This is a genomic window from Paraburkholderia sp. LEh10, from assembly GCF_017814945.1.
GTDB lineage: Bacteria > Pseudomonadota > Gammaproteobacteria > Burkholderiales > Burkholderiaceae > Paraburkholderia.
In genome coordinates, this window is the sequence record NZ_JAGIPX010000012.1 from 122,459 (window position 1) to 147,769 (window position 25,311).

The window sequence follows — 25,311 nt, forward strand, 5'->3', positions numbered from 1 at the left end:
TTTCGATTTTGTCGCGCGGCTACTTCCGCATGCCGCTCGATCATGCAAACGGCCGCCTGAAATGGCGGCCGTATTCACTCAGCGCATTCACTCAGCGCCCCTTCGTCGCCATGCGAGATCAGGCACGCACGCGCTCCACTTCAGCCGTCGGCACGTCATTGCGCTCCTTGACGAGGCTGAAGTCGAAGTCGATCAATGCGAACTGGCCGTCGATGCCATACGCCTTGCCCGCCGCGCCCTCTTCCTTCTTCAGCGCGGGCACGAGCCCTTCGCGCGTGGCGAACGCGAAGTCGTCCCACAGATACGGATCGCCTTCGATGTTGATCTGCGTCGTCAGCTTCCGATAGCCGGGCGCCGACACGAAGAAGTGAATGTGCGCCGGACGATGGCCGTGACGGCCGAGCAGGTCGAGCAGTTGCTGCGTCTTGCCTCCCGGCGGCACGCTATAGCCGATGGGCACCACGCTGCGGAAGCTGTATACGCCGTTGTCGTCGGTGCGGATCGAGCGGCGCAGGTTGTATTCGGGCTGCGACTTGTCGAAGTGCGAGTAGTTGCCCAGATGATTTGCGTGCCACACTTCGACCAGCGCATTGCGCAACGGCTCACCGTCTTCGCTGATTACGCGGCCGCGCATCACCAGCGTATCGCCCGGCTCGTTGCCATTGTCGAGGCGCGCATGGCCCGTCGATTCCGGCGCACCCGCCACATACAGCGGACCTTCGATCGTACGCGGCGTGCCGCCCTCGATCCCCGCTTTCTTCTCGGCTTCGTCAAGACGGACGTCCAGGAAGTGCTCGAAACCAAGACCCGCTGCCAGCAGGCCGAGTTCGCCGCTTTGGCCCGCTTCGCCGAGATAGTTCAGCGCCGACCAGAATTCGTTCGGCGTCACATCGAGTTCGTCGATCGTGATGAACAGATCGCGAATGATGCGGTTGACCACCTGCTTTGTGCGGGCGTTGCCTTCATGCGTGGCGCTCTCGTTGATCTTGTTCAACAGGGCGTCGATGGTTTTGATGTCCATGGGGATGTCTCCTTTTAGTCCAATCACTGACGACGATGCTCAACGGGCTGCAATGTCAGCACCGTCATAGCTAACCTTTCACTACACTCGCGCCGCGCTTCGAATCGCGGCGCAATCTTTCGATCTTGTCGAGGTCGAGTTGAATGCCGAGGCCGGGGCCGTGCGGCAGTCGCAACGCAAAGTTCTCATAACGCAGCGGCTCGACGAGAACTTCCTCCGTGAGAAGCAACGGTCCGAATAGCTCCGTGCCCCACTTCAATTCGCGGAAAGTACTGAACAGATGCGCGGACGCAATCGTGCCGACCGCTCCTTCGAGCATCGTGCCGCCGTACAGATCGACGCCCGCTGCCAGCGCGATCGCGGCCACGCTCGCCGCACCCGTCAGGCCGCCCGATTGCGCGATCTTCACAGCGAACACATCGGCAGCGTGCGCGCTTGCGATATCGAACGCATCGACGGGACCGTGCAGTGCCTCATCGGCCATGATGGGCACCTTCGACAGATGCGTGAGACGCTTGAGGCCGCGACGGTCGCCGGCGGCAATGGGCTGCTCGATCAGATTGCAGCCTGCATCGGCTAGACGCTCGCTCGCCCAGATCGCTTCCGCCTGGCTCCACGCCTGATTCACATCCACGCGCACTTCAGCTCGCTCGCCGACGGCGGCCTTGATCGCGGCGACGTGCGCGACGTCGGCGGCAGGTGCGCGCGTGCCGATCTTCAGCTTGAATACGCGATGCCGCTTCGCTTCGAGCATTTGATGGGCTTCGTCGATATCCCGGCCCGTATCGCCGCTTGCAAGCGTCCACGCCACTTCGACGGAATCCGTCACGCGGCCGCCGAACAGTTCCGACAGCGGCACGCCGAAGCGCTGCGCCTGCGCGTCGAACAGCGCGGTTTCGATCGCGCACTTCGCAAAGCGGTTGCCCTGAAAGCACTCGCGCAGCTTCGCCATCGCGACGCCCGGACGCGTCGCGTCCATGCCTTTGAGCGTCGGCGCGAAATAGGTGTCGATATTGGTCTTGATGCTCTCGGGGCTTTCTTCGCCGTAAGCGAGGCCGCCGATCGTCGTCGCTTCACCCCAGCCGGTTATACCATCGGCGCATTGAATCCGGACCAGCACCAGGGCTTGGCAATTCATCGTGGCAACGGACAGGCGGTGCGGGCGAATCGTCGGAACGTCGACGAGAATGGTGTCTACGGCTTGTATCTGTATGGGGCTTGGTATCATTACGGCTCTCCTGCTGATGTGCCCATACTAGGGGCGCAGGCGGAATCCGTCCAAGACCGATTGAGTCTATTTCCATACCTTCGGGGCATAGATGGAACTGCGCCAACTTCGCTATTTCGTGGCAGTCGCCGAGGAAAGGAACTTCACGCGGGCCGCCGAACGCCTGAACATGACGCAGCCGCCCCTCTCCCGCCAGATCCAGCAGATCGAGGACAGCGTGGGGCTCGCGCTGTTCGAACGCGGCGCGCGGCCGCTCAAGCTCACGGAAGCGGGCCGTGTTTTCTACGCGCAGGCCAAGCGCCTGATCGAGGAAAGCGACGAGTTGCTGCCGCTCACGCGGCGTCTTGCGCAACTGGCGGAACGTATCGTCATCGGCTTCGTGCCTTCGACACTCTACGGCGCTTTGCCCGATGTGATCCGCGCGTTCAGGGAAACAGCGCCGCTCATCCAGATCTCGCTGATCGAGATGTTCACGATCGAACAGTTGAGCGCGCTCAGGGGCGGGCGAATCGATGTGGGCTTCGGGCGTCTGCGCTTCGACGAATCTCAGCTCGCGCGCGAGGTGCTCGTCGAAGAGCCGTTGATCGCCGCATTGCCTGCCGGCCACGCGCTCGCTGACGTGAGTCCGTTGACACTCGATGCGCTTTCGAAGGAAACCCTCATCATCTATCCGTCCACGCCGCGGCCAAGCTATGCGGACCAGCAGCTTTCCGCGTTCCGCGATCACGCCGTCGAACCAGCCGCCATTCATGAGGTGCGCGAACTGCAAACGGCGCTGGGACTCGTCGCCGCGCAGGTGGGTGTGTGTCTCGTGCCGGAAAGCGTGAGGGGTCTGCGGGCGCGCGGCGTGACCTATCGCTCACTCGAAGAGGCGCAAGTGTCGTCACCGATCATCATGAGCCGCCGTCTGCAGGATCAAAGCGCCACGACCGACCTGTTCTGTGCGATCGCACGCGATCTGTTCAGGCGGCCGCTACCTGCATAGCCGTGCTAAAACGCGTGACGCGCGTCTATGGTTTGCCGATGCCGCTGTCTTCGTCGTTCCACGCGATGGCTTCGATGCCGGCGGGACGCGGCGCGCGCGAAAACACCAACGCGAGCATCGCCGCTGCCTTCAGCGCGCATTCGACAAGCGATTGACAGAAGATCCACGCCGATTCGTTAAATTCGACGGGCAGCGCGGGCACAATTGCAACGAGGCTCAGTCCGCACAGGAACGAAAACAGCCATTGCGCGCGCTTGACGCCGCGAGCGGCGGCCACGCCGATGACGGCCCATGCGAACTTGGCGATGGCAAGGGCCGCGACTCCCGCCTCGCCTGCGGACGGATCGAATTCCGCAGGCGTTTCGATCAGCGACCAGCCGCATACGCCGACAATGAGCAAGCTAGGCGCAAGTGCCCGCCGCGCGATGCCGCGCTGCGGCGCCCCAGCCGTCTGCAGTGCTTGCGCATCGCCGATGGCATTCCGGATTGAATGATCCGCCCCGGCCTTCACGTTCGAACACCTCCCCGTCGATGCCTGCATCAGCACGTCATGCACGATTGGATTGTCAGCCGTCGGCGCCGCAAAGGGTAGTTAATCCTTGTTAGCCGCGGGGCGGTCCATCCATCGACACTAAACGATTCGATCCAGTCGACTTTTCAAGCAAAAGGCGGCGCCATCGAGGAGCCACCCTTTTGCCGAAGTGGGATGTGAACAACTACTACCGATTGTTATGGTTTTCTCCCGCCACGCGCTCCCGACTGATATGCGGCGCTACGTAGTCGACGATCAAGACCCACACCAGCGCCACTGCGCCGATCGCAAACAACAGGCGATGATTGCCGCCGCTTGCGTTGAAGATCGCCGAATACGCGTAACCGGCAATCGCCTGAAACGCGGCGAAGGTCGTCGTCACGCGGCTCCACACCCTATGCTGCTCGGCGTGATCGTGCGGCACGACTTCATGCACGCGGGCAAGCATCATTGGCACGATGCCGGGCGGAAAGCTGCCGACCACGAGCGTGAGCACACCGATCACGATCTGATTGCTCGACATCGCAAACGCCGCGACCACCACGATTTGCAGCAGCGACAGCGTGCGCACCGCGAAGCGGCCGCCGAAGCGGTCCGCGATAAAGCCGTACACAGGTGCCCCGAAAATCGCGCCCGCGCCATACAGAATCCAGTAAGAAGCACCGACGTGCGCGCCTGCGCCGAGCCCGCGCGCGATGAAGTCGACCAAAAAGACCATCGTGGGAACGAGACCGAGCGCCATCAACGCGTACTCGGCGTAAAGCACGCGAACCGTCAGCGCGTCATGCGTGTTCGCGACAGCGGCCGCGTGGGATTGATGCACCTGAGACGCTCGTGCTGACGGCCATCCGCGCCACGTTGCCAACGTCAGCGCCGCAGACAGCACGGCGATGCCGATCCACGTGTTCCGCAAACCGAAGCTGAGCAGCAATGGCACGAGCGTGCCGGATGCCGCGATGCCAACCCCGAGCCCGAGAAAAATCGCGCCGCTTGCAAGCCCCTTACGATCGGCGGGCACGTGCGGCAGAACCGTTGCAGCGACGAGCACCATGATCGTTCCACCCGCTACGCCCGACAGCAGTCTCCAGAAGAAAAACCACGCCACCGATACGGGAAACGCACATGCAAGAAATGCCACCGTGACGAGCACCATCATCGCGCGCAGCGTGAGGGCATTCGTCAAGCGATGCGCGACGGGACGGCCAAGCAGCGCGCCGAGCAGATAGCCGGCGAGATTGGCCGCACCCAGATACACCACGTCCGAAGCGGCGAACCAGTGTGCCTGGATCAGCGGCGGAATGAGCGGCGTATAGGCAAAGCGCGCGAGCCCGATACCGACGAGACTGGCGCTGAAACCCGCGAAGATAGGCCACCAGACGGCGGCGCGTCCGGTGACGGACGTCGATGAGAGAGAAGCATCGAAGGACATGATGAGACGTTCCGCAGAAAGCCGCGCATTGCGCAGCGGTTTGCAAGGAGCGGAACCTACCGCCCCGCTATCTTTGACAGCTATGTCAACGACGACGAATTTTAGACATGAGTGACAAAGATGGCAAGCGGGAAATGCAGGCGGCTGGGTCGAGTCGAGCAGCATCGCGTGTAAAAGCACGTTCGTATGACATTTCGGTCACGTACGCTGCGATTGCTCGCAATCTTTGTCGCCGCCGACAATAATGAAGATGTGGCGCGCGCCAAGAGGTAAAGCCGATACATATTTAAGGCGGCCTGAAGGCTAATTGAATAGCCTAGAGACATTCCGGCATCGTCGTCTGAAGCATGGCTAAATGCCGTTAGGCCATTCGGTTAACAACGCTTAACTTGCCCAATACCCGCCTGAACGTCCAATATAGAGTGACGGCGCGTTGATGGGGAACTCCGATAGCACGTACATGCGCGCCAAGCAGGCAAATCGATGTACCTGCCTTGCGAGCCTCACCGCACAACAACGTTGACGTCAGCAGCAGCACCTCGGCCGCGTCAGAGCGTGCCGGCAGCCAAACTCTGTGACGGAGGTGAATGATGACTCGTCCGGTTGAAGAAGATATTGTTCGCCGTGCATTAGTGGGCGTCTTGATGCCCACGCCCTTGACTCTCGAATCGACGAAGAAAGCACAATACGGTCCAAAGAAGAAATTCCGTATGACCAAGCGGCCGCCGCCCGAAGCACTGGAGCCCGTCGAGGTCGAACCACCGCCCGCGCATATTTCGATTCTCGAACAGCTGTCATCGAAAACGCTTAGCGTGTGCTGGAGCGATCCTCGTTCAGGTCACTACGCAGACCAGGTATGGCGGATTGGACTCGCACGCACCGACTCGTTCTGTGTTCTGACGGGCATGCCGATCAGACGCGGCGACCCTGTGTTCCGTCCGCGCGCTTGCGAAACGTATTTCCCGGCGAATCGCGATCGAATGATTCTTGCTTCCGCTGTGCCCGCTTGACCCTTAAGCGCGGGTAGGGCCAGCAGGTGCTACTCCATTCCCGATGCTGCTCGTGCCGCGGCGGTATTCGTCGCAACCGCAGCATCGGCCTTTTCCATCACACATCGCCATGTGTGATCTTCTCGTGCGCGTATTTTCTATTCAGCCGCAGAATACGAACGCGCATGCGGCGCTAGAGCGGGCGGATACCATCCAGCGGGTACAGTTCAAGCGAGTCGTCGATGGAAAGCTCGCGCGCAAGAAAATCGATTAGCGTGCCGACACGCCGGCTCGGCACGGCGCCCACATAGACGGCGAACAGATCGATGCGTTCGGCGATGAACTGATCGAGTGCCGTCTCCAGACTTCCCGACAGCAGTTCCTGATAGATGTCCCAACGGTTCTTGATGGTCACGCCGTAGCCGTTGACAGCCCATTCGCGCAGCACGCCGCCGTCGCTTGCGACGCGATTGCCGGAGACCTTCACCGCTGTCTGCTTGCCATCGATAATGAACGGCCAGTTCGCTACCAGTCCGTCGGGCCGCGCGAGAATCAGGCAAGTGTGCGATGACAGTTGCGACGGATGCACCGGCTTGCCATGCGTCGCCCAGTAGGATGGCGCGGCGCACACGACGCGCGGCGCCGTCAGCAGCAACCGCGCCTTGAGCCGCGAATCGATCAGTGGCCCGTTGCGCAATCCCAGATCCAGATGCTGATCGACGAGATCGACCACGCCGTCTGTCAACATCAGCGATATCTGCACCTGAGGATGCAGGTTCATGAATTTGTCCAGCAGTGGGACGATGCGTGTGCGGCCGAAGTCGTTGCTGACAGTCAAGCGAATCAGACCATTCAACGGACCGTCGTCGCGCAGGCTCAGAATGGCGTCATCCCAGTCCGCCAACACGCGGCGCGCGTCGTCGAGAAAGCGCTGCCCTTCGTACGTAAAGGCGAGCCGCCGCGTCGTGCGCTCAATCAGGCGCGCGCCCACTTCCTCTTCCAGCTTTTGCAGCGCGAGTGTGACCGTCGATGTCGAAACCGTGCTCTTTCGCGCGGCCGCGGAAAAGCTCCCGGCTTCGGCGATTTCGACGAATAGCCTTAACGCGTCAAGCCGGTCCATCTTCTCGTCCGTTGTGGAGTCGTAGCAGTATGGAGTGTTTCGATTCGACGGCGCTGCCCCTATACGCGTGCGCGTATGGTGATCGTGGCGCGCGATTGCATGCCACGAATCGACTCTTGAGTATCGAATACTTTGACTGGCCAATGACGACAAACTAGCGGTCAAATCGGTCCGCAACGGGTCTGCATTGCACTTATGCCAAAGCGCCGCCAATTCAGGCGAATGCTGCTCAGGTTCTCCGCGCGATCCGCATCATCGCCACATACAGAACTGCGCCCGCTACCGCGCCGATCAGCCAGCCGAAGTTGTTTTCGGGCAGTACGTGGAGCAGTTGCGTGCACAGTTCCCAGCCCACGGAGATGCATCCAGACAGCACGAGCGCCGCGACGCCCACTCTGTTCCAGCCGCCGTCGTAATAGAAGCGGCCGGTGGGCGCCATCGTGTACAACTCGGCCGTTTGCACCTGCTGCTTCTTGATCAGATAGAAGTCGGCCATCATCACACCATAAAGTGGTGCAAGCACTGAGCCGAATACGCTCACGAAGATCGTAATGGCCTTGGGACTGTCGACAAAGATCCACGGACAGACGAGCACAGCCAAAATGGACGCGATCAGTCCGCCGCGCTTGAAGTCGACATGCTTCGGGAACAGGTTCGCCAGATCATAAGCAGGCGAAACAAAATTGGCGACAATATTGATGCCCATTGTCGCCACGATAAACGTGAGACTGCCGATCACCACGGCCACCTTGTTCTGGATGTGCGCGACGATGGCGACGGGGTCCATGATCATCGAGCCGAATACGCTCGCGCTGCCCGACGTGACGATCACGGTGATGATCGCGAAGACGATGAAGTTGACGGGCAGCCCAAGAAAATTGCCGACCTTCATCTGGTGCTCGCTCTTTGCGAAGCGCGAGAAGTCGCCGAAATTGAGCAATAACGCGGCGAAATAACTGACGACGAGGAGCACGGCATTGCCCATGCCCGCGAATTGCTCTGCGCCCGTCAGCGTTTTGCCGCCAAGCGTCAGGCTCAGGCTGCCAAGGCCGGCCTGCGAGAGAATCCACGCCATCAGCACGAACATCACGATGTAGACGGCTGGCCCGCAAAAGTCGATGAACTTGCGGATCGTCTCCATGCCGCGCTGGAAAATAAAGAACTGGAAGATCCACATGAACAGGAAGCTCACCCAGCCCAGACCGTCGAGCTTCATAAAGCTCACGTCGCGCAACGCGGCAGATGCGGGGATGAACAAAATTAGCAGTGTCGCCACGGCTTTGGACGCGAAATAGGTTTGCACGCCGTACCAGACGATGCCGACCACGCCGCGGATCACGGCAGCGAGGTTCGCGCCCATTACCCCCATGCTCACGCGCGCCATGACCGGAAACGGAATGCCGTGCACATAGCTTGGCTTGCCGACCCAGTTCATCAGCATGTAGACGACGAGAATGCCGACCGTCAATGCGATCAGTACCTGCCACCCGGAAATCCCGAGCAGAAACAGACTGGCCGCGAATGTATAGCCGCCGACGCTATGCACGTCGGACATCCACATCGCAAAGATGCTGTAGCCCGTCCATGTGCGCCGGTTGTGCGGAACGGGAGCGAGGTCGCGATTATGCAAGCGCGAGTCGGCCTGCTCGATCAGATCGCTGCCGTCGTGGGGCGCATCGAAAGGCGGCGACGTGGACATGGCATCCCCCTGCTGGTTGACGCATGGCCGTCTGCCGGAGACCGCCATGACTTGACGTGGTTACGTAACGCACAGGTCCAACCATTGCAATGCCCGTTTGAAATCGCGTTGCGCGATGACGGATCTTGTTTCTGCAATATAGATTGTTTTAGTAATAAAAGCGTTTGTCGATGAAATCAAAAATGCGGCGCACGCGCTCACGTGGCATGCGAGGCAGCGTTTCGCGGACGAGGTGGGGAGACGGGCGACGCGCGCAAAAGAACGCGCGGGCTTGAATGCAGGTTTGAATGCTTCCATGACCGATGAACGCGTCGCACGGCGCTGGTTTCGCCGCTGACCGTCCCTGCCGGCGTCATCTTGCGAATGACGTGGCGCCCGTCGGCAGAGGATAGTCCGCCATTCGTTCCGGGCAAGGAAGCATGGAGAAGAATATACCGGCCTGCGCCGTAAACAGGCTTCCTGTTTGCGGCGAGACGGCGGGTGAATGCGGAAGATCGTTCCGGTAGAATGACTTATCCCCGAACAATCTTCCAAATCGTCATCATGCAAGCCCGCAACCGCCCGCTCGACAATCAGGACCGCGCGATCATGCGCGCACTACAGAAAAACGCCCGCCTGTCCAACGCGGAACTGGCCGAGATCGTCGGCATGTCGACGACCGCGTGCTGGAATCGCACGCGTCAACTGGAGGCCGATGGCTATATACGCGGCTACGTTGCGTTGCTGGACCAGCAGAAGCTCGGCTTCGCGGACGTCGTGCTGATCGAGGTCACGCTCGACCGGCACGACGACGACGCCTTGGCCCGCTTCGGCGCCGAACTGGCGACGCTGCCCGAAGTGCTCGAGGCGTATCTCGTGTCGGGCGAGTACGACTATCTGATCAAGGTCGCAGTCGATGGCACGGCGGGCTACGAACGCTTCCTGCGTGAAAAGCTGTACAAGATCTCGGGCATCCGGCACAGCCGTTCGATGTTCGCGCTGCGCTGCATGAAGAGCATCCCGTCCGTGCAGGTCTAGTTGCGCGCGGGAAAGCGCGTTACGCTGCGGCGCGCTGGCCGGGCACGCCGCGCAACAGCGCGATGCCGCTAACGAACAGCAGTGCCGTGAGCAGATAGAGCGCGTTGTCCATGCTGCCCGTTTGCGTCTTGATGAGACCGATCAGCCATGGGCTGACGATGCCGCTCGTAATCCCGATGCTGCTGATCAACGCGATGCCCGCGGCAGCCGCCTTGCCCGACAGATAACCGGACGGCACGGTCCAGAAGATCGGCAGCGCGGCGAAGATCAGCACGGCCGCAATCGACAGAATTCCGAGCATCGCGGCAAAGCTGCCCAAATGCAGCGTCAGCAGCGAGAGCGCCACGCCGCCGCCCATCGTGCACGCCGCGAAATGCTTGCGACGCTCGCCGCGACGATCCGAATGACGCGCGATCAGGATCAACCCGACTGCGCCGATCGCGTTGGGAATCACCGTGTACAGGCTGACCCACAGCACGTCATTCACGCCGAAATCGCGGATCATCAGTGGCATCCAGAAGTTGAGCGTCAGCGATGCGCAGGTCAGCGAGAAGTAGATGAACGCGAACAGATAGACGCGCGGGTTGCGTAACGCTTCGATGAACGCGCGTGACGAATGCGAACTCGCGGGACGATGCTCCGCATCGCGTTGCGCGATCAGATGATCCTTCTCCTGCTGCGTGAGCCACGCGGCGCTCTGCGGCCCATCGACGAGCCAGAAAGCCGCGAGCAGTCCCAGCACGACAGCGGGCGCGCCCTCGATCGCGAACATCCACTGCCAGCCGTACATGCCCATCACGCCCGCCATGTCGCGCATGATCCAGCCGGAGACGAGGCCCCCGAGCACGCCCGCGACGGCGACGCCCGCGAAGAAGATCGACAGGATCACCGCGCGCCGTTGCGCCGGATACCAGTACGTCAGATACAGCACGATGCCTGGAAAGAAGCCCGCTTCGAACACGCCGAGCATGAACCGCAACAGATAGAAATGCGACGGCTGCGACACGAACATCATGCATACGGATGCGGCGCCCCAAAGCAGCATGATGCGCGTGAAAGTACGGCGTGCGCCGAAGCGGGCAAGCAACAGGTTGCTCGGTACTTCGCAGAGCACGTAGCCGATATAGAAGATCGCCGCGCCGAGTCCATACATCGCGTCGCTGAAGCCGAGGTCGTGCTTCATCTGCAATTGCGCGAAGCCGATGTTGATGCGATCGAGAAATGAAATCACGTAGCAGAGAAACAGAAACGGCACGATGCGCACGGTAACCTTGCGATAAAGCGCCGTGTCGTCACCATGCGCGGCGGCCGACCCGCCGGGCTCATAGGCGTGCGAGATTGATTGACTCATCGAGATCTCCAGACAATACGGGTCCTGCGGACCCAGTGGGTCCGGCGTTTGTTGCGCCGTGTTATTGGGAAAAGGCGGCTCGCGTTATCGTTGACGCGCGAGCCGTATCAAGGAATCAGGCAGCGACGCGCGAGGTATCCGCCGCGTTTTGTGCAGCCGGCGCGTGCGGCCGATCGACGCCTTCGCGCGCATATTGAATCGCTTCCATCAGCGTCGCGTAATCGCCGATATGATTCGCGAGCAGCAAAATAAGCTGCGCGTTCGCGGCCTGGCTTTGTGCTTCGTCAAAATCGCGATGCATGTCGATCAGCGCTTCATAGAAGTCGTCGGGCTGCGTCAGATTGAGTTGCGTGATGAGTGCCACTGATGTCTCCTGCTCTTTGTATCGATGCGGTGTCGATGCGGTATCGATGCGCGGCGCCGCGTTCACGCGACGCCCTCGACGCACAACGCCCGCTTGAGCGCCGTTTCGACGCGCGCTGCATCGAGTGATCGCCATCGCGCGCACACGTGCTGGTCCGGGCGAATCAGATAGAACGTGCCCGGCGCCGCGTCGTAACGCGAGCTCGCGAGGCCTTCGCTGTCTTCGAGCACGACCACGTTATCGGCTTGCATCGCTGCAATGCGCGCGCCTTGAGGCGCCACGACGACCAGCTTCAACGGAATTGGCCCACGTTGCAGCAGCCGCAACGTGTTTTGCGTTGCGGCGTCGATATCGTCGTTGCCGCAGAACAGCACGCCCGTGAACGAATCGCCCAATTGCGCGAGCAGCCACGCCGATTCGCCCGCCGACGAAACGGGCGCATCCGCGCACGGCGCGCCCGGCACCATCTTGCCTTCGAAGCTGTCGAGATCGCCCGTGTTGAGCGGGGAGTCACGCAGCACCGCCGGCACCGAAAGACGCCCGCTATTCGCGAGCGAACGCGCAAACGGATGCTTGCGTGCGAGCTTCAATACGGCATCCCGGAACGTGCGGCTCACGGGCGACTTGGGTGTGATGAAATCGGTGGAACGCGTCGAGTTGCGGATGTTCTCGTCGGCGGCGTACTCGCGTTCGCTCGCGTACGTGTCGAGCAGCGCGTCGGACGCGCGGCCGTCGAGCACCATCGCGAGCTTCCACGCGACGTTCTCCGCGTCCTGAAAGCCGCTGTTCGCGCCGCGCGCGCCGAACGGCGAAACCAGATGCGCCGCATCGCCGACGAACAGCACGTTGCCATGCCGGAAGCGTTCCATCCGCAGGCACGAGAACGTGTACACGCTGACCCATTCCAGTTCGAACTTCGCGTCCGGCCCGAGCAGCGCGCGCACGCGCGGCAGCACACGTTCAGGCGTTTTCTCGAGCGCCGGATCGGCGTCCCAGCCGAGCTGGAAGTCGATACGCCACACGTTGTCCGGCTGGCGATGCAGCAGCACCGACTGGTTCGGATGAAAAGGCGGATCGAACCAGAACCAGCGCTCGCTTGGAAACTCCGCTTCCATCTTCACGTCGGCGATCAGGAAACGGTCCTTGAATACGCGGCCTTTGCTGTCGAGGCCCATCATGCTGCGAACGGGGCTGCGCGAGCCGTCGGCGGCCACGACATAGCGGCCGCGCAACGGATACTCGCCTTCGGGCGTCTCGACGCTCAGCGTGACGACGGCATCGGCGGAGCCCGGCTCGCCGTGCTGCTGCAAGCCCACCACCTTGCTCTTCCAGCGGATGTCGATATTCGGCAGCGACTGTGCGCGTTCGAGCAGAAATCCTTCGACGTAGTACTGCTGCAGATTGATGAATGCAGGACGATGGTGCCCCGCCTCCGGCAACAGGTTGAACGTGTACACGAGTTCTTCTTGCAGGAACACCTTGCCGACATTCCAGCTGATGCCCTTTTCGACCATGCGGTCGCCGCAGCCGAGCCGGTCGAAGATATCGAGCGAGCGCTTCGAAAAACAGATTGCGCGCGAACCTGTTGCGAGCGAGCAATCGTCATCGACCAGCACGACGGATACGCCGTGCTGCGCGAGATCGATCGCCGTCGCGAGACCGACGGGGCCCGCGCCGACCACGATCACCGGATGCGGCGCTGCCTGCGACGTTGCGTCCGCTGCCGCGTCCTGCTCCGCGCAGCGCCGGTATTCGAACGACAAGGTCTGGTAGTTGATACTGCTCATTCTGCTGTCTCCATCCGTCTGCTCGTTGCCTTGTCTGTGCCGTCAGGCCTGCAGCGCGTCCCACATGTCCTTGTCGCGCTGCGCGGTCCAGATGCGCGGATGCGTGATGCCGCTTGCTTCGTCATAGGCACGCGACACGTCGAACGGCAGGCAATGCTCGTAGATGAAGACATGGCCGAACTTCGGGTCCATCGCCTTGCGCGCATGCGCCATCGCGGCCTTCAGATCGAGCTTGTCGGCAACGGCTTCGCGGCCGCTTTGCAGCAGCGTCGTGACGAAGTCCTTCGTGTAGTCGAGGCCCTTGTTCACATCCTCGGGCGTCGTCAGCGCGGGGCCGCGGCCCGGCACGAGCTTTTCGGCGTTTAGCGCGCGCAGCGCTTCGAGCGTCGCGGGCCACTGTTCGAGTTGCGCGTCGCCGCAATAGCAGGCCGCTTCGTATTCGACGAGATCGCCCGAGAACAGCACCTTCTGCGAAGGCAGCCACACAACCGTATCGCCCTTCGTGTGACCTGCGCCCAGATGCGCAATGCGCACTTCGAGCTTGCCGAGAAACAGCGTGATTTCCTTCTCGAACACAAGCGTCGGCCATGTCAGGCCCGGCACCGTTTCGACGCCTGCGAAGAGACGCGGAAAGCGCTCGATCTCCGACTTCATGTCGGCCTCGCCCCGCTCGACGATCATTTCATAGGTGCCACGGCTCGCGATGACCTGCTGCGCGCCTTCGTTGAAATACGCCGACGCGCCGAGCACGCGGACCGCATGGTAGTGCGACAGCACGACGTATTTGATCGGCTTGTCGGTGACGCTGCGGATCTTCGCGATCAGGTCTTGCGCCATCGCGGGCGTCGCGGTGGTATCGACGATCAGCACGCCATCGTCGCCGACGATCACGCCCGAATTCGGGTCGCCTTCGGCCGTATATGCGTAGGCGTTCTCGGACAGTTGCGTCCACGTGATTTTCTTTTCTTCAAGGTCGGCTTGCGATGCGAATGCCTTGGCCATGCTCGTCTCCGTCAATTGATGGGGCAAAGGGCGAAACCTTGCGCGCTGTCGCGGCGATGACGGTCTGCCCTGTCTGGTTGGAATGATGTCCGGCGACGATCGCACCGGAGTGATTTCATCTTAGACTCTGCGCATTATTTGTCAATAGCGAATCGTATCGCTATACGCTAATTTCACGTTTACCCTGGCGATGCTGTGATCGGCGCTTTTCGCGAGCGGTCCACGGCCGTTGTTCGTTTAACATGGACCTTTTTTAAGAACAGACGAAAGACGTGAGCGGCGCGAGCAAGACGGCAAAAGACAGCGAGACCGGCGCGGGCAAGCAGCAGCGCGGCATCCAGAGCGTCGAAGTCGGCGGGCGGCTGCTGCATGCGCTCGCAAAGGCGCGCACGCCGCTCGCGCTATCGGACCTCGCAGCCGCCGCCGACATCGCGCCGGGCCAGGCGCACGCGTATCTCGTGAGTCTCACGCGGCTCGGTCTCATCAAGCGCGACGAACTGTCGGGGCGCTATGAACCGGGACCGCTGTCGCTGCGCCTCGGCCTGATGCAGCTCGCGAACCAGCCGGCATTTCGCGCCGCCGTGCCGCGCGTCACGGTTTTGGCCGAAGAAATCGGCTTCAGCGTCGCGATCTGCACTGCGGGTCCGCAAGGGCCGACCATCGTCCGTTATGAGCATGCGGGCTTTCCGCTGCACGTGAACCTGCATGTGGGCACCGTGATGTCGCTGCCCGCGACCTCGACGGGGCGCGTGTTTTGCGCGTACCTCGCAACGGATGCGTTGCAGACGATGTGGGCGAATCAGTCGGGCGAAGGCTCCAGCGATCTTGTCGGGACCAACGAGCGTCAGTCGTTCGACGCGACGCTCGCCGCAATCCGCGAGCGCGGCATCGAACGCGGCATCGATGCGCCGAGTCCCGGCATCAGCAGTCTTGCCGCGCCCGTGCTCGATGCCGATGGGCAGTTGTGTCTCGCGCTGACGGTCATCGGTCCGAGCGCCGCAATCGATGTGGACTGGAACGGCCCGATTGCGCGTGCACTGCAAAACACGGCGCGCGAGATCGGCGCGGACATCGGCGCTGACATCGGCGCTGATACAGGCAGGCATCGGACATGAACGAAACGCTCAACACTCAGGCGTCCGCCGACGCGAAGCAGCAGCGCGGGATCCAGTCGCTCGACAGCACGGGCGAGCTGTTGACTGCCCTCGTCGCCGCAGGCAAGCCGCTGTCATTGCGCGATCTCGCGGCGGCGGCGGGCATGCCGCCCGCGAAGGCGTTTCCGCATCTGGTGAGCCTGCAGAAAATCGGCTTGCTCGGCCGTGACGCGTCCGGCTGTTTCGAAGCGGGGCCTCTCGCGCTCGAACTCGGTCTGATCGGCCTGCAACGCCTGTCGCCGACGCGCGAAGCGGAGCCCGAAATCGTCGATCTCGCGGCGACGACCGACATGAGCGTCGCAACGGCCGTGCTCGGCCCGCTCGGGCCAACCGTCGTGCGGCTCGAAGAAGCAGCGCGGCCTTTGCATGTGAGCTTGCGCGTCGGCACCGTGATGTCGCTCGTGAACACGGCGATCGGGCGCGTGTTCGCCGCGTACGTCGCCGACGACGTGCGGCATGGTCTGCTCGCGCAGGATCATCTGCGGCTGGCGGGCGCGGAGCGTGCGGAAATATTTGCGTCTCCGGACGTGCGTTCGGCGAAGCTCGCGCCATCGTATGCGGACCGTCTCGCGCAGATCCGCACGCATGGCATCGACACCGCGCTCAACAAGCCGATTCCCGGCATCGGCACATTGGCCGCGCCCGTGTTCGATCACACGGGCAGTGTCGTGCTGGTGATCGCGTTGATGGGCACGGCGGGGAGCTTCGACAGCGATACCCAGGGCGACGCCGCGAAGACACTGCTGGCGGCGACGCAACGCTTGTCGCGGCGCTTCGGGTTCGTGGCCGGCTGACACCGAACGGCGTCTACTGCGGCTCATCCTCCGCCGCCACATCCGTTTCTTGCGACAAGCGCGCCTTCGCGTGGCGCATCTTCTCCAGCGCCTGCGGTTCGAGCCGCAACGCGACGCCGATCGCGAGCGCATCCATCACGCACAGATGCACGAGGCGCGACACGCCCGGCGTATTCGGATCGATCGGACTCGGCACGCGCAGCAGCAGCGGAATATCGACGAGCCACGCAAGCCGCGAGCCGACATTCGTCAGCGCGATCGTCGTCGCGCCGCGCTCTTTCGCGATCTGCATGCTTTCGTTCACCTCGACGCTGCGCCCGGAATGAGAAATCGCGAACGCGACGTCGCCGGGTTCGAGCAGACCCGCGTATAAGCGCTGCAAATGCGCATCCGTGAAAGCGCTCGCGGCGATATCGAGCCGCAGGAAACGCAGCGCCGCATCTTGCGCGACCAGTCCCGAACCCGAACCGACGCCGAAGAAATACACGCGACGCGCGCTCGTCAGCGCAGCGAGCGCCGCATTCACCGCGACGGGATCGATCGCGCCGCGCGCCTGCGTGATGCCCTCGATGGCCGCTTCGCCGACCTTCTCGAACAGCGTCTTCGTGTCGTCGTCGCGCGCGACGGCCGCCGACGCATACGGCATCCCTCCCGCGACGCTCTGCGCCAGCTGCATCTTGAAGTCGCGCAGGCCGTGCGCGCCGACGGCACGGCAAAAGCGCGTGACGGAAGGCTCCGACACGTCCGCGCGCTGCGCAAGCTCGGTGATGCTCGCGCGCATCGCGAAGTCGACATCGGACAGCACCATGTCGGCGACCTTGCGCTCGGCGGGCCGCAGCGATTCGAGCGCGCTGCGGATATGAGGAATCAGGTTAGGTGCGGACACCCGTACGTTCCTTTCGATTGAAGGTGAATCGACGGCGTGCGGTGCTGTCGACCCGAGTCGGCGCTTCAGCGCCTTGCTCCCGCCCCACGCACGATAGGGCGAGGCGCGCCGTCAGCCCAGTCTGCGCCCGCTCTCCGTGTCGAACAGATGCATGTGCTGCTCCGGAAAGCGGACCGTCACGCGTTGTCCCGGCTCGATCGATGCGCGCTGGCGCATCGTCACGCACCACGCCGCGCCGCCGATCTTGCCGTACAGATGCGTTTCCGCGCCCGTCGGCTCGATCACTTCGACATCCATCGGAATACCTTCGCTCGACGCTTCGATGTGCTCGGGCCGCACGCCGAGCGTGACCTTTGCGCCAGGCTTCGCCGCCGCGCCCGGCAGCGGAAGCTGCACGCCATCGCCGAGTTTCAGTGCCGCGCCGTGCGCGGCGCTCACCACTTCGCCTTCGGCGAAATTCATCGACGGCGAGCCGAGGAAGCTCGCGACGAACAGATTCGCCGGGCGATCGTACAGTTCCAGTGGACGCCCAATCTGCTCGATGCGCCCCGCGTTCATCACGACGATGCGATCGGCCATCGTCATCGCTTCGATCTGGTCGTGCGTGACGTAGATCACGGTGTTTTTCAGCCGCTGATGCAGTGCCTTGATCTCGGTGCGCATCTGCACGCGCAGCTTCGCGTCGAGATTCGACAGCGGTTCGTCGAACAGGAACAGCGACGGCTCGCGCACCACCGCGCGGCCCATCGCGACACGCTGGCGCTGGCCGCCCGACAGCGCGCGCGGCAAGCGGTCCAGGTAGCCGCTGAGGTTGAGCATCTTCGCGGCCGCTTCGATGCGTGGCTTGAAGCTCGTCGCCGCTTCCTTGCGGATGCGCGGACCGAACGCGATGTTGTCGTACACGGACAGATGCGGATACAGCGCGTAACTCTGGAACACCATCGAGATGTTGCGCTGCTGCGGCGGCAAGCCGTTCGCGCGCGTGCCGCCGATCGTCAGCTCGCCGCCGCTGATTTCTTCGAGACCCGCGACCATCCGCATCAGCGTGCTCTTGCCGCAACCCGACGGGCCAACCAGCACGACGAACTCGCCATCGTCGATGTGCAGGTCGATGCCGTGCACGACCTGCGTGTCGCCGTAACGCTTGTAGATGCCGCTCAGTTGCACTGCTGCCATGCTGTCCTCATCGTCGTTTGCGGTTGCGCCGCGTATTTCGTCGAAGCGTCGAATCCACGCATCAAAGCGATTCGAGCGTCAGGTCTTCCGCCATCAGCCGGTTGCCCGCCATCAGCCCGCCATCGACAGGCAACGCGACGCCCGTGATCACGCGCGCCATCGGCGATGCGAGAAAGAGCACGGCGTCGGCGATATCGTCGGGCGTCGCAAAGTCGCGCAGCGGATACCACTTCTTCAGGTCTTCGAAGACTTGCGGGTTCTTGTCGACGCGCGCCTGCCAGGCCTTGGTCTTCACCGTGCCCGGACAGACGATGTTCGCGCGAATGCCGTAGCGCCCGAGTTCGATCGCGAGCGACTTCGTATAGCTGATGAGGCCCGCCTTCGCCGCGCTGTACGCGGGATGGCCGAGCGCCGCCATGCCGTTCACGGAGCCGATCAGCACGATCGAGCCATACTGCCGTTCGACCATCGACGCGCGCACCGCTTCGACGGTGTGATACGTGCCGTTCAGGTTCAGGTGCACGTCGCGCTGCCAGCTCGCGGCATCCGTCTTCGCGAGCGTCATGCCTTCCGCCGCCCCCGCGTTCGCCACCAGCACGTCGACGGGGCCGCGCGCCTGCACTGCTAGCGCGACGCGCTCGCGCACCGCTTCGGCGTCGCCGAGATCGGCGGCGACAGGCGTTACGCTGTCAGTGCCCAGTTCGGCGGCAAGCAGGTCCAGCGCGGCGGCGTCGATGTCGAGCGCGAGCACGCTTGCGCCGTCCTGCACGAAACGCCGGCACAACACGCTGCCTATTCCGCCGCACGCTCCCGTCACCAGCACGACACGCTTCATGTCCATCCTCCGCGTTCGCGGGCGGCTTCGCGTCTCACGAGAGGCCGCCCTTCATCCTGTAAATTTCCTACATATTGCGCGTTCCAAGGTTTCAGAAGCACCGCAACCGCGGTTCGGCGCGTAACCCCGCACTGCACAAAAAGCCCATCCTTTACAGCATCTTATGCAAAAACCCGGTCGACAAAAAATATCGTCAGCCCTACGTGACAACATTTTTTTTCGTGTGTAGGATTTTTTCAAACAATTCAACCCAAGCAGCCGGCTACGGCGGCGGACCACCTCAGGAGAGTCGAAATGTCGTTGCATGCACGTGCTTCCCTTACGCTCGGCAAAGTCGCCGCGGCGCTCGCATTTGCAGGTCTTGCCCTATCGGCGCACGCCGACACGGTGCGTGTGACGGTCGCGCATTACAGCGACGCGACGGCGCCGTACTTCGAGAAAATGGCCCGCCAGTTCGAGAAGGCCAATCCCGGCACCACGATCAAGATCGAAGACGTGAGCTGGGACACGCTGCAACAGAAGCTGCAAACGGACATCTCGGGCAACGCCAACGCCGATCTCGCGATCGTCGGCACGCGCTGGCTGCTCGATTTCGTGAAGGACGACGTGGCCGAGCCGCTCGACGGCTATATGGACGCGAACTTCAAGGGCCGCTTCATCGGTCCGTTCCTCGCACCTGGCCAGATCAACGGCAAGACGTACGGCCTGCCGATCGCGGCATCGGCGCGCGCGCTGTACTACAACAAGGATCTGCTTGCGAGCGTCGGCTATCCGAACGGCCCGAAGACGTGGAATGACGTGATCGACGCGTCGAAGAAGCTGAAGGCGAAGGGCGTCGCCGGTTTCGGCCTGCAAGGCAAGGAAATCGAAACCGACGTGTACTACTACTACGCGCTGTGGACCAACGGCGGCGACGTGCTGAACAAGCAAGGCAAGGCAGGCTTCGATTCGCCCGCGGGCATCAAGGCGGCGACGATGTACAAGTCGATGATCGACCAAGGCCTGACGCAGCCCGGCGTCACGGGCTACAGCCGCGAAGACGTGCAGAACCTCTTCAAGCAGGGCCGCGTCGCAATGGTGATTTCAGCGCCGTTCCTCGCGAAGCAGATCAAGAAGGAAGCGCCTAATCTGAAGTACGGCATCGATCCCGTTCCTGTCGGCACGAACGGCGCGACGTACGCCGTCACGGATTCGATCGTGATGTTCAAGAACTCGAAGGTGAAAAAGGAAGCGTGGAAGTTCCTCGACTACCTGTTCACGAAGGAGCCGCGCGTCGAGTTCACGAGCACGGAAGGCTTCCTGCCGACCACCAAGGCTGAAGCCGCCGACCCCGCGTTCAACGACGCGGACACGAAGGCGTTCATCGCGCTCCTGCCGCAAGCACGTTTCGCGCCGACGGTGTCGGGCTGGGAAGACACCGCGAAGGCCGTGACGAACGCGATGCAGGCCGTCTACCTCGGCAAGGCGAAGCCTGACGATGCGCTGAAACAGGCGGCGAATCAGGCGAACCAGGCACTCGGCCAGTAAGACGCGTTGAAGGTTGCGTAGAGCAGTACGGGAAGCCGCATCGGCGCGATGTCGATGCGGCTTCAAATTCGATGTGCGGGCGCTGTGATTTGTGCGCAGCGCGCCGTGTTGCATCCGGCCCATTCCGTCCCGAGGGCTTCATGAGTTCCAACGCCCAAGCATCCGTCGATCGCGCGCGCATGAACCGTTCCGCCGCGCCGCGCGCCGCCGCGCCGTGGTGGCTGATTGCGCCGAGCCTGATCCTCGCGCTGTTCATCATCAGCTATCCGATCTTCAACATCGTGTATCAGTCGCTGCACGATGTATCGCGCTTTGGCGCCATCCGCGATTTCACCGGCCTGAAAAACTTCTATACGGTTTTCGCCGATCCCGTGTTTCTCGATTCGCTGCGCCGCACCCTAGTATGGACGGCGTGCGTGGTCGGCGGCACGGTCATCATCTCCGTGCCCGTCGCGCTGGTGCTGAACCAGGACTTTCACGGCCGCGGCATCGCGCGCACGATCGTGATGCTGCCGTGGTCCGTCTCGCTGACGATGACGGCCGTCGTGTGGCGCTGGGCGTTCAACGACGACTACGGCATGGTCAACGTCACGTTGCAGCGCCTCGGTCTGATCGGCGGCCCCATTCACTGGCTCGCGACGCCCGAGCTTGCATTCCCGGTCGAGATCGCCGTCGGCATCCTCGTGTCGATTCCGTTCACGGTGACGATCCTGCTCGGCGGCCTGTCCTCCGTGCCGGGCGATATCTACGAAGCCGCGCGCATCGACGGCGCGAGCGCATGGCAGCAATTCCGCCAGTTGACGCTGCCCTTGCTGCGCCCATTCGTGAACATGGCGATTCTGTTGAACGTGATCTACGTGTTCAACTCGTTTCCGATCATTTGGGTGATGACGCAAGGCGGCCCGAACAATGGCACGCATATTCTCGTCACGTATCTATACGAACTCGGCTTCCGGCTCGGCCGTCCCGGCCAGGCAGCGGCCGTGTCGCTCATCATGCTCGTGATGCTGTTCGTGTTTTCGGTGCTGTATCTGCGCATACAGCCGTCGAAGGAAGGAGAGCCGGCATGAACGCCAAGATGAAGCGCACCGTCTGGTGCTGGCTCGCGCTGTCGCCGCTCGTCGCGATCGTGCTGTTTCCGTTCGCCGTGATGCTGTTCACCGCGCTCAAGCCTGCGCAGGAGGTGTTCATCTATCCGGCGCGCTGGCTGCCCGTGCACTGGCAATGGCAGAACTTCGCCGACATGTGGACCGCGGCGAATTTCGGCGTCGCGCTGCGCAACAGCATGATCGTCAGCCTGCTTTCGACGGCGCTCGCGCTGGCCGTCAGCCTGCCCGCCGCGTACGCGCTCGCGCGCTTTCCGTTTCGCGGGCGCGGGCTCTATCGACAGTTTCTGCTCGTCACGCAGATGCTCTCGCCGATCCTGCTGGTGGTCGGCCTGTTTCGTCTCGCCGCGATGATTCCGTATGGCGACGGCAATCTCGTCGATTCGAAGATCGGCGTGATCGTGTCGTATGCCGCGTTCAATATCGCGTTCGCGGTGTGGATGCTGTCGTCGTATTTCCAGACCGTGCCGCGCGATCTCGAAGAGTCCGCATGGCTCGAAGGATGCAGCCGCACGCGCGCCGTATTCAGGGTGTTTCTGCCGCTCGCCGTGCCCGCCATCGTCGTGACGGCGATCTTCACGTTCATCAACGCATGGAACGAATTTGCCGTCGTCTATACGCTGATCCGCTCGCCGGAGAACAAGACGCTCACCGTGCAGGTCACGGATATGGTCGCGGGCAAGTATGTCGTCGAATGGCATCTGGTGATGGCCGCGACGCTGTGCGCGACGTTGCCTGTTTCCGTGGTGTTCGCATGGCTGCAGCGCTATCTCGTGAAGGGGCTCGCGCTCGGCGCGGTCAAGTGACGGCAAAGACGACGGGCGAGACAAAGGGAAGTCAAGATTGAAATAAGGTCGCCCGGCCGCTTCCAAAAGTGGTTACCTCGAATTAGGCGAAATTGGCCATTTCATATGGCCAATCGAGCACCTAATCTTTGTCTGTCGCGCAGGCCAATGCGCACTCTCACTGGGGAATCATCATGGAACAACGTCTCGACTTCTACAAAGCCAACCCGCATGCGATCAAGGCGATGCTCGCGCTCGAAGAACGCATCGGCAAGAGCGACCTCGAAAAATCGCTGACGGAACTGGTGCGGCTGCGCGCATCGCAGATCAACGGCTGCGCGTTCTGCGTCGACATGCACACCGCCGACGCGCGCAAAGGCGGCGAAACCGACCGGCGCCTGGCGACGGTGGTCGTGTGGCGCGAAACGCCGTTCTTCACGGCGCGCGAGCGCGCGGCGCTCGAATGGACGGAAGCCCTCACGCTCGTGTCCGAGAACCATGTGCCGGATGCCGTGTGGGAGGCCGTGAAGCCGCATTTCAGCGAAGCGGAACTGGTCGATCTGACGCTGCTCATCTCCGCGATCAATGGATGGAACCGCTTTGCGATTTCCTTCCGGAAGATGCCGTCTTAACCGCGCTGTCAGCGAATCGCGATAGTCGAATGAAGCGGGCGATGCCCGCTTTTTGTTTTGGCCCGTCGGCCTGCATCGCCGTATCATCGGCGCTATGCTATCGAGTTCAATCAACAGGAACACGCTCATGAACACGACGGGATCCACGATCACTTTTAGCCGCCCCGACGGCCAGCAACTGCAAGGCTACCTTGCCACGCCGGACAAGACGGAAGGCGCACCAGCCGTGGTCGTCATTCAGGAATGGTGGGGCTTGAACGACCAGATTCGCGGCGTCGCGGAGCGCCTCGCGCGATGCGGCTACTTCGCGCTCGTGCCCGATCTGTACCGGGGCAAATCGACGGTCGAGGAGGAAGAGGCCCATCATCTGATGGACGGCCTCAACTTCGGCGATGCCGCATCGCAGGACATTCGCGGCGCGGTGCAGTACCTCAAACAGCGCGCGGGCCGCGTCGCCGTGATGGGCTACTGCATGGGCGGCGCGCTGACCTTCCTGTCGCTGTGCCAAAGCCCCGAGGTGTCGGCGGGCGTCGTGTTCTACGGCTTCCCTCCCCTCGAATACATCGACGCATCGCAAATCAAGGTGCCTGTGCTCGCGCATTGGGCGACGCAGGACGCGTTCTTCCCGATCGCCAATGTGGACACGCTGGAATCGAAGCTGCGCGAAGCGAACGTCGATGTCGAGTTCCATCGCTACCTCGCCCATCATGCGTTCGCGAACGAGACGGCGGTCGGACCGAACCGCATTGCAGGCACGCAGTACGACGCCGTTTGGGCGCAGCACGCATGGGACAGAACGCTGACGTTCCTTGGCCGTACGCTGTGGACGAAGTAACGGGATAGAGCGGACCCAGCATGCGAGTGAGCGGAACGTTCGCCTCTTGCACGCGTGAACAAACGAGATCAGCGTTCGCGCGCGGCCACAGTCGCCGCGCGCATCAACGCACGCGGCGCAGGTAACCCCGCAAATCGTCGGTGACGGGCACGGCGGCCAGCACCAGCAACAGCGCGGCAAGCGGCACCGTCGCGACAAAGCCGAGCTGCTTGAACGCGATTGCGCCCGCGAGCCCGCCCGCCAGAAACATTCCGGGAAGCGACGCGAGCAGGCCGAGCCGGCGCAAATCCGCGCCGACATAGCCCGCGTCCGTCGGCGTTACGCCCCGGTTCCAGTACAAGCCCTTGCCGATCTCGATGCCGAGAGGGTGCTCGAGGTGGGCGCAATCCGTGTCACGCGCCGCCGAGGTCCGCAGCGGTGCGCTGCCGGACCTCGATTTGATTCACGCCGCGTTCGGATCACCCGTCAATCGTGGTGATGCTTGTGCTTGTGCTTGTGATAGCCCTGCGAATAGCCGTGCGAATAGTCGTCGGCGTACGAGTTGGAGCGCGAGACGTTGCCGCCCAGCGCGGCGCCCGCGCCGCCGCCGAGCGCCGCGCCGACGAGACCGCCTCCGCGCCCGCCCATCGCATTGCCCGCCGCCGTGCCCGCGCCGCCGCCCAGCGCGCCGCCGATGATGGCGCCCGTGCGCTCGCGGCCGTTTGACGTGACCGCGCCGCCGGCGCCGCCGCCGACCGCGCCGCCGATCACGGCGCCCGTGCTGCCGCCTACCGCGCCGCCCAGCGCAGCACCCGCCACGCCGCCGAGCGCGCCGCCCAGCGCATTGTTCATATCGCCGGCCATGGCCGGCAGCGACGCCGCAGCCGTGAGCGCTGCGACGGCAACCATCTGAATGATTCGCTTCGACATAGATCAATCTGTAGTTTTTGAGACGGCGCCGAGTATAACCGGACGCCTGAAAGGCTTCCGTAACGCCGCCCAGCCTCGCCGGTAAGAGGTGTAACAAAATCCGCGGCGCGCACGTCGCGCGGCCTCGCGAGCACGGCTGGAGCGGCTT

General features: G+C 62.7%; 25 protein-coding genes. 10 read left to right on the forward strand and 15 right to left on the reverse strand.

All coding sequences use genetic code 11. From position 1 onward, the window contains the following. Positions 1-118 precede the first annotated feature (118 nt). Complete coding sequence (gene catA / locus J8I87_RS12950) at positions 119-1,021, reverse strand: catechol 1,2-dioxygenase (protein WP_209931850.1); 903 nt, start codon at positions 1,019-1,021, stop codon at positions 119-121. 70 nt (positions 1,022-1,091) lie between these two features. Continuing rightward, positions 1,092-2,249 carry a muconate/chloromuconate family cycloisomerase gene (locus tag J8I87_RS12955; protein ID WP_209931851.1) on the reverse strand — a complete coding sequence of 386 codons (1,158 nt, stop codon included), beginning with the start codon at positions 2,247-2,249 and terminating at the stop codon, positions 1,092-1,094. Positions 2,250-2,340: 91 nt separating this feature from the next. Between J8I87_RS12955 and J8I87_RS12960 the strand changes: the two genes are divergently transcribed. Then, positions 2,341-3,234 (forward strand): LysR family transcriptional regulator, encoded by an 894-nt coding sequence (locus tag J8I87_RS12960; RefSeq protein WP_209931852.1) that lies wholly within the window; start codon positions 2,341-2,343, stop codon positions 3,232-3,234. Between the two features lie 25 nt (positions 3,235-3,259). Here the strand turns inward: J8I87_RS12960 and J8I87_RS12965 are convergent, their stop codons facing one another. Both J8I87_RS12965 and J8I87_RS12970 read right to left on the reverse strand, forming a co-directional pair. Continuing rightward, positions 3,260-3,790: a hypothetical protein gene (locus tag J8I87_RS12965; RefSeq protein ID WP_313064443.1), complete on the reverse strand. Its 531-nt coding sequence runs from the start codon at positions 3,788-3,790 to the stop codon at positions 3,260-3,262. A gap of 163 nt (positions 3,791-3,953) precedes the next feature. After that, a complete protein-coding gene (locus J8I87_RS12970; protein ID WP_209931853.1) occupies positions 3,954-5,195 on the reverse strand; it encodes a YbfB/YjiJ family MFS transporter in 1,242 nt (413 codons plus the stop codon). Positions 5,196-5,905: 710 nt separating this feature from the next. Between J8I87_RS12970 and J8I87_RS12975 the strand changes: the two genes are divergently transcribed. Further along, positions 5,906-6,205 (forward strand): DUF3331 domain-containing protein, encoded by a 300-nt coding sequence (locus J8I87_RS12975; protein ID WP_245253891.1) that lies wholly within the window; start codon positions 5,906-5,908, stop codon positions 6,203-6,205. A gap of 172 nt (positions 6,206-6,377) precedes the next feature. Here the strand turns inward: J8I87_RS12975 and J8I87_RS12980 are convergent, their stop codons facing one another. Then, positions 6,378-7,304 carry a LysR family transcriptional regulator gene (locus J8I87_RS12980; RefSeq protein ID WP_209931854.1) on the reverse strand — a complete coding sequence of 309 codons (927 nt, stop codon included), beginning with the start codon at positions 7,302-7,304 and terminating at the stop codon, positions 6,378-6,380. Between the two features lie 229 nt (positions 7,305-7,533). Continuing rightward, entirely contained in the window at positions 7,534-9,003 is a 1,470-nt protein-coding gene (locus tag J8I87_RS12985) for an NCS1 family nucleobase:cation symporter-1 (RefSeq protein WP_209931855.1), read from the reverse strand. Between the two features lie 543 nt (positions 9,004-9,546). On the opposite strand from J8I87_RS12985, the gene J8I87_RS12990 reads away from it, so the two are divergent. Continuing rightward, the gene (locus J8I87_RS12990) at positions 9,547-10,020 is read left to right on the forward strand and encodes an Lrp/AsnC family transcriptional regulator (protein ID WP_209931856.1); all 474 of its coding nucleotides are present in this window, start codon (positions 9,547-9,549) and stop codon (positions 10,018-10,020) included. A 19-nt stretch (positions 10,021-10,039) separates the two neighbouring features. On the opposite strand, the gene J8I87_RS12995 is transcribed toward J8I87_RS12990, so the two are convergent. From J8I87_RS12995 to J8I87_RS13010, 4 genes are all read right to left on the reverse strand, one after another. Continuing rightward, positions 10,040-11,371 carry an MFS transporter gene (locus tag J8I87_RS12995; protein ID WP_209931857.1) on the reverse strand — a complete coding sequence of 444 codons (1,332 nt, stop codon included), beginning with the start codon at positions 11,369-11,371 and terminating at the stop codon, positions 10,040-10,042. Between the two features lie 115 nt (positions 11,372-11,486). Further along, positions 11,487-11,735 (reverse strand): DUF2783 domain-containing protein, encoded by a 249-nt coding sequence (locus tag J8I87_RS13000; RefSeq protein WP_209931858.1) that lies wholly within the window; start codon positions 11,733-11,735, stop codon positions 11,487-11,489. A gap of 62 nt (positions 11,736-11,797) precedes the next feature. Further along, on the reverse strand, positions 11,798-13,522 hold the full coding sequence (locus J8I87_RS13005) for an FAD-dependent oxidoreductase (RefSeq protein ID WP_209931859.1): 1,725 nt from the start codon (positions 13,520-13,522) through the stop codon (positions 11,798-11,800). Positions 13,523-13,564: 42 nt separating this feature from the next. Beyond that, positions 13,565-14,524: an MBL fold metallo-hydrolase gene (locus tag J8I87_RS13010; protein ID WP_209931860.1), complete on the reverse strand. Its 960-nt coding sequence runs from the start codon at positions 14,522-14,524 to the stop codon at positions 13,565-13,567. 272 nt (positions 14,525-14,796) lie between these two features. On the opposite strand from J8I87_RS13010, the gene J8I87_RS13015 reads away from it, so the two are divergent. After that, a complete protein-coding gene (locus J8I87_RS13015; RefSeq protein WP_209931861.1) occupies positions 14,797-15,639 on the forward strand; it encodes an IclR family transcriptional regulator in 843 nt (280 codons plus the stop codon). Next, the gene (locus J8I87_RS13020; protein ID WP_209931862.1) at positions 15,636-16,472 is read left to right on the forward strand and encodes an IclR family transcriptional regulator; all 837 of its coding nucleotides are present in this window, start codon (positions 15,636-15,638) and stop codon (positions 16,470-16,472) included. Before J8I87_RS13015 ends, J8I87_RS13020 begins: the two co-directional genes overlap by 4 nt. 13 nt (positions 16,473-16,485) lie before the next feature. Here the strand turns inward: J8I87_RS13020 and J8I87_RS13025 are convergent, their stop codons facing one another. The 3 genes from J8I87_RS13025 to J8I87_RS13035 all read right to left on the reverse strand — a co-directional run bounded on the left by J8I87_RS13025 (position 16,486) and on the right by J8I87_RS13035 (position 19,369). Beyond that, positions 16,486-17,358, reverse strand: a complete 873-nt coding sequence (locus J8I87_RS13025) for a MurR/RpiR family transcriptional regulator (protein ID WP_209931863.1) — start codon at positions 17,356-17,358, stop codon at positions 16,486-16,488. 111 nt (positions 17,359-17,469) lie between these two features. Continuing rightward, positions 17,470-18,534 carry an ABC transporter ATP-binding protein gene (locus J8I87_RS13030; RefSeq protein ID WP_209931864.1) on the reverse strand — a complete coding sequence of 355 codons (1,065 nt, stop codon included), beginning with the start codon at positions 18,532-18,534 and terminating at the stop codon, positions 17,470-17,472. 61 nt (positions 18,535-18,595) lie between these two features. After that, the gene (locus tag J8I87_RS13035) at positions 18,596-19,369 is read right to left on the reverse strand and encodes an SDR family oxidoreductase (RefSeq protein WP_209931865.1); all 774 of its coding nucleotides are present in this window, start codon (positions 19,367-19,369) and stop codon (positions 18,596-18,598) included. 294 nt (positions 19,370-19,663) lie between these two features. On the opposite strand from J8I87_RS13035, the gene J8I87_RS13040 reads away from it, so the two are divergent. From J8I87_RS13040 to J8I87_RS13060, 5 genes are all read left to right on the forward strand, one after another. Continuing rightward, a complete protein-coding gene (locus J8I87_RS13040; RefSeq protein WP_209931866.1) occupies positions 19,664-20,896 on the forward strand; it encodes an ABC transporter substrate-binding protein in 1,233 nt (410 codons plus the stop codon). A 179-nt stretch (positions 20,897-21,075) separates the two neighbouring features. Then, positions 21,076-21,966, forward strand: a complete 891-nt coding sequence (locus J8I87_RS13045) for a carbohydrate ABC transporter permease (RefSeq protein ID WP_209931901.1) — start codon at positions 21,076-21,078, stop codon at positions 21,964-21,966. After that, on the forward strand, positions 21,963-22,808 hold the full coding sequence (locus tag J8I87_RS13050; RefSeq protein ID WP_209931867.1) for a carbohydrate ABC transporter permease: 846 nt from the start codon (positions 21,963-21,965) through the stop codon (positions 22,806-22,808). The genes J8I87_RS13045 and J8I87_RS13050 overlap by 4 nt, the downstream gene beginning before the upstream one ends. A 173-nt stretch (positions 22,809-22,981) precedes the next feature. Then, positions 22,982-23,419, forward strand: a complete 438-nt coding sequence (locus J8I87_RS13055; RefSeq protein ID WP_209931868.1) for a carboxymuconolactone decarboxylase family protein — start codon at positions 22,982-22,984, stop codon at positions 23,417-23,419. A gap of 94 nt (positions 23,420-23,513) precedes the next feature. Next, positions 23,514-24,254, forward strand: coding sequence for a dienelactone hydrolase family protein (locus J8I87_RS13060; RefSeq protein WP_209931869.1), 741 nt, complete (start codon positions 23,514-23,516; stop codon positions 24,252-24,254). Between the two features lie 103 nt (positions 24,255-24,357). Here the strand turns inward: J8I87_RS13060 and J8I87_RS13065 are convergent, their stop codons facing one another. Both J8I87_RS13065 and J8I87_RS13070 read right to left on the reverse strand, forming a co-directional pair. Then, positions 24,358-24,594: a hypothetical protein gene (locus J8I87_RS13065; protein ID WP_409518755.1), complete on the reverse strand. Its 237-nt coding sequence runs from the start codon at positions 24,592-24,594 to the stop codon at positions 24,358-24,360. Positions 24,595-24,719: 125 nt separating this feature from the next. Continuing rightward, complete coding sequence (locus J8I87_RS13070) at positions 24,720-25,163, reverse strand: hypothetical protein (RefSeq protein ID WP_209931870.1); 444 nt, start codon at positions 25,161-25,163, stop codon at positions 24,720-24,722. Positions 25,164-25,311: the final 148 nt, after the last annotated feature.